Raw genomic sequence first — 4,450 nt, 5'->3', positions numbered from 1 at the left:
CGCTCGTGACGATCCAGAAGGGCCCGCGGCCCGGCACCGTCCTGCTCGGGCTGATCACCCTGGTCGTGGCCGGCTATGTGCTCGTCACGAACCTCACCGGCGCCCAGGTCGACCTCGCCCGGACGGGTCCCTCGCTCGTCGGCGGGCTCGGCGTCCTGCTCCTGATCGTCGGGGTCACCGGCGTCGTGCTCGGACGTCGCCGCTGACCCACCCGCCACGTCGAAGCGGGTATGCCGCCCAGCTCGCGAGCTGGGCGGCATACCTTCTTGTTCGTGGCTGATTCCGTGGCTGGTTAGGCTCGGGGGAGCCCACCCGACAGGAGAACCCACGTGACGCTGAAGTCCGGCATCGACCTCGACAACCTCGACAGGTCGGTCCGCCCGCAGGACGACCTCTTCCGGTTCGTCAACGGCCACTGGCTGCAGGCCACCGAGATCCCGGGAGACCGGGCCCGGTTCGGGACGTTCGACATCCTGCGCGAGGAGTCGCTGAGCCGGGTGCGCGACCTCATCGAGCACGCGGCAGGCGACACGGCGGCCACGGCGGGCTCACCGAGCCGACAGGTCGGCGAGCTCTACGCAAGCTTCATGGACACCGACCGGGTCGAAGAGCTCGGCCTCACGCCGTTGCAGCCGTGGCTGGGCGAGGTCGCCGCTGTCGACTCCGTCGATGCCCTCGTCACCACGCTCGGGCGACTGCGCCGGGCGGGGGTCGGCGGTCTCGTGCGGCACTTCGTCGCGCCCGACGAGCGTTCGCCGCAGGACTATGTCGTCTACCTCGACCAGGGTGGGCTGGGGCTGCCGGACGAGTCGTTCTACCGGGAGGAGAAGTACGCCGAGATCCGGGAGAAGTACGTCGTCCACATCGGGCGGATGCTCGGCCTGGCCGGCGTGCCTGCCGCCGAGGAGAAGGCGACGCGGGTGATGGCTCTCGAGACGAGGCTCGCGAGCTCGCACTGGGACAACGTGGCCAACCGTGACGCGCTCAAGACCTACAACGCCAGGACGCGGGCCGAGCTCGAGCAGACCGCACCCGGGTTTGCCTGGGGCTCATGGCTCGGGGCACTCGGCGGCCCCGACGACGCGCTCGCCAAGGTCGTCGTGCGACAGCCGAGCTTCGTCGAGGCCGTCAGCGGCGCGCTGCCCGAGGTCGACCTCGACGACTGGCGGGCGTGGCTGACGTGGCACGTCATCTCCGAGTTCGCGCCCCTGCTGCCGGAGGCTCTCGTCGCCGAGGACTTCGACTTCTACGGGCGCACGCTGTCCGGGCAGCCGCAGAACAAGGAGCGGTGGAAGCGCGGGGTCTCGGTCGTCGAGGAGGCGATCGGTGAGGCGGTCGGCCGGCTCTATGCCGCTAGGTGGTTCCCGCCGGAGGCGAAGGAGCGGATGCAGGATCTGGTCGCCAACCTCGTCGAGGCGTTCCGGCGCTCCTTCGCCTCGCTCGACTGGATGAGCCCGCCGACACGTGCGGAGGCGATCGCGAAGCTCGACCTGTTCACGCCGAAGATCGGCTACCCGGACCAGTGGCGCGACTACTCGCCGGTCGAGATCGTGCCCGGTGACCTGGTCGGGAACGTCTGCCGCGCAACGGCCTTCGAGGTGGACCGCAACCTGGCCAAGCTGGGCGGGCCGATCGACCGCGGCGAGTGGTTCATGCTGCCGCAGACGGTCAACGCCTACTACATGCCCTCGATGAACGAGATCGTCTTCCCCGCGGCCATCCTGCAGCCGCCCTTCTTCGACCTCGGGGCCGACGACGCGGTCAACTACGGCGGGATCGGCGCCGTCATCGGGCACGAGCTCGGGCACGGCTTCGACGACCAGGGCTCGCGCTACGACGGCACCGGCGCGTTGCGCGACTGGTGGACCGAGGACGACCGGACGCGCTTCGACGCGCTGGCCCAGCGGCTCATCGGCCAGTTCGACACGTACGTGCCGCACGGTCTGGACGACTCGCACCATGTCAACGGGGCCCTGACGGTCGGCGAGAACATCGGCGACCTCGGCGGGCTGCAGATCGGGTATGCCGCCTACCGGATCGCGACGGAGCAGACCGGGATGCCCGAGGTCGACGGCTTCACCGGCCCGCAGCGGTTCTTCATCGGCTGGGCCCAGGTGTGGAAGGGCAAGGCCCGTCCCGAAGAGGCGGTCCGGCTGCTCGCCATCGACCCGCACGCGCCGCAGGAGTTCCGCGGCAACGCCGTGCGCAACGTGGCCCAGTTCCACGAGGCGTTCGGGGTGCGGCCCGGCGACGAGCTGTGGCTGCCGGAGCAGGATCGGGTCGGCATCTTCTGAGGCCGGGCCGGCGCGCTGGAGGCGCTCGGCGGCATACCGTGGAGATGTGGGGAGTTCTCCGCCCGAAGGAGCGAGCGATGGACGATGTCACGACGGTCCGGGCCTGGTTGCTCGACGGCGACCCGGCGATCCGGTGGCAGGTGCTGCGCGACCTGACCGACGTGCCCGCCGAGGAGGTCGCCGTGGAACGTGCCCTGGTGGCCCGGACCGGCTGGGGCCGGCGGCTGCTCGAGCTGCAGGTCGACGGGCAGTGGTCCGGCGGGGCGTGCTTCCCGAGCCGCGACTGGCAGCCGACGAAGTCGGTCGTGGGCGACCCGGGAGCGCAGCCCTGGACGGCTACCCTGCCGACCCTCCGGCTGCTGCGTGAGATGGGTGTCGACCCGGCGGATCCCGCCGTCCGCGCCGCGCTCGAGGGAGTACGGGAGCGCTGCAGGTGGGAGTATGCCGGGGAGCCGTTCTTCCGGGGCGAGGTCGAGCCGTGCATCAACGGCGGGGCCGTGGCGATCGGTGCCTACTTCGGGCAGGACGTCGACGGCATCGTGTCTCGCCTGCTCGATGAGCAGCTCGACGACGGCGGCTGGAACTGCGAGGCCGAGAACGGCTCGACCCGATCCTCGTTCCACTCGACCGTCTGCGTGCTGGACGGGTTGCTGGAGTACGAGCGCGGCGGCGGGACGCACCCGGTCGGGCCGGCGCGGCGGCGGGCAGAGGGGTACCTGCTGGCGCGGGCCCTCCTCCGCCGGGCGAGCACGGGCGAGGTCGTCGACCCCGACTGGTTGTCGTTCTCGTTCCCGGCGCACTGGTACTACGACGTGCTGCGCGGGCTCGACTACTTCCGGTCCGTCGGCGGCACGCCCGACCCGCGTCTGGACGAGGCCGTCGAGCAGGTTCGCGGCAAGCGGCAACCGGATGGCCGGTGGCTGCTCGAGAACACCCACCCCGGGCTGATGCACTTCGAGCTCGAGGAGGGCGACGGCAGACCGAGCCGGTGGAACACGCTGCGCGCGCTGCGGGTCCTGCGCTGGTACGAGCGGGCCTGACCGGTCGGGAACGCTGCGGGCGGGACAGACCACACTGTAGCCATGGCTTCCTATCACCCGCGGGTCACCTTCGTGACGACCAACACCGGGGAGCGTCGGGCAGCGCTGCTGGCCGGGCCTCAGGCGGCGTCCGCCGCGTGGTTCTCGATGCAGCCCTTCGGGGTGGGAGCGACGTCAGGCGCTTCGTGCCCTCTGAGCGCGCTGTCGCTCAGGGGTCAGGTCACGTCGGGCATCATCCGCCGTCACCCCGGTCAGTCGGACTGTCCGAGGACCGACTTCTGACTCGGCAGCTCGTCCTGACGGACGATCCCGACCGGGCAGGTCATGCCGTTCGGCCCGTGGTTGCAGTAGCCCATCGGGTTCTTGTGCAGGTAGCCCTGGTGGAGGTCCTCGGCGACGTAGAACGGGCCTGCGTCCTGCGCCGAGCGGATCTCGGTCGTGATCTCGCCGTGGCCGTGCTCGTGCAGCACCTGCTGGAACGCCTCCCGGGTCGCGGCTGCTGCTCGCTCCTGATCGGGGGTCGTCCAGTAGATGGCCGAGCGGTAGCCGGTCCCCACGTCGTTGCCCTGCCGGTTGGCGGTCGTCGGGTCGTGGTTCTCCCAGAACTGCTTGAGCAGCAGCTCGGGGCTGGTCTGCTGCGGGTCGTAGACGACCCGGACGGTCTCGGCGTGGCCGGTCAGGCCGGTGCAGACCTCTTCGTAGGTCGGGTTCGGCGTATGGCCGCCCATGTAGCCGGCGGCTGTCGCGATGACCCCCGGTTGGCGCCAGAAGATGCGTTCGGTGCCCCAGAAGCAGCCCATCGCGACATACATCACCTCGGAGCCGTCGGGCCAGGGTCCCTCGATCGGGCTCCCGAGCACGACGTGGGTCGGTGCGATCGAGTAGAGCCGCTCGGCTCGCCCGGGGAGGGCCTGCTCGCGGGTGGGCATCGTCGTCTTCCTGCCGTATCCGAACACCCCTTCAGTGTGTCACCCGCTGCCCGACCGTCTGGCGCGCCGGCACGTCACAGCAGTTCGGTCGTTTGCCAGCGCAGACCGGGCCGGACACGTCATGCTGGGCTGAGGGGGCAAGCGCTCGTGGGGAAGGGGCGGCATCGTGGGGTGGAGTCGTGACGTG

4 protein-coding genes are annotated in these 4,450 nt (G+C 70.7%); 3 read left to right on the top strand and 1 reads right to left on the bottom strand.

The features are described from left to right. From L0H79_RS21040 to L0H79_RS21030, 3 genes are all read left to right on the top strand, one after another. Positions 1–206, top strand: a 206-nt coding sequence (locus L0H79_RS21040; protein WP_301486625.1) for a hypothetical protein, incomplete at its 5' end; no start/stop codon positions are given. Positions 207–329: 123 nt separating this feature from the next. Beyond that, complete coding sequence (locus L0H79_RS21035) at positions 330–2,294, top strand: M13 family metallopeptidase (protein WP_301486624.1); 1,965 nt, start codon at positions 330–332, stop codon at positions 2,292–2,294. Positions 2,295–2,371: 77 nt separating this feature from the next. Continuing rightward, the gene (locus tag L0H79_RS21030) at positions 2,372–3,334 is read left to right on the top strand and encodes a hypothetical protein (protein ID WP_301486622.1); all 963 of its coding nucleotides are present in this window, start codon (positions 2,372–2,374) and stop codon (positions 3,332–3,334) included. Between the two features lie 251 nt (positions 3,335–3,585). Here L0H79_RS21030 and msrA read toward each other — a convergent pair whose 3' ends face one another. After that, complete coding sequence (msrA, locus tag L0H79_RS21025) at positions 3,586–4,263, bottom strand: peptide-methionine (S)-S-oxide reductase MsrA (RefSeq protein WP_301486620.1); 678 nt, start codon at positions 4,261–4,263, stop codon at positions 3,586–3,588. Positions 4,264–4,450 lie beyond the last annotated feature (187 nt).

The sequence above is a fragment of the Intrasporangium sp. genome (assembly GCF_030452765.1).
Lineage (GTDB): Bacteria > Actinomycetota > Actinomycetes > Actinomycetales > Dermatophilaceae > Intrasporangium_A.
The sequence above is the reverse complement of the archived record's forward strand: the minus strand, read 5'-3'. Positions and strand labels throughout refer to the sequence as shown.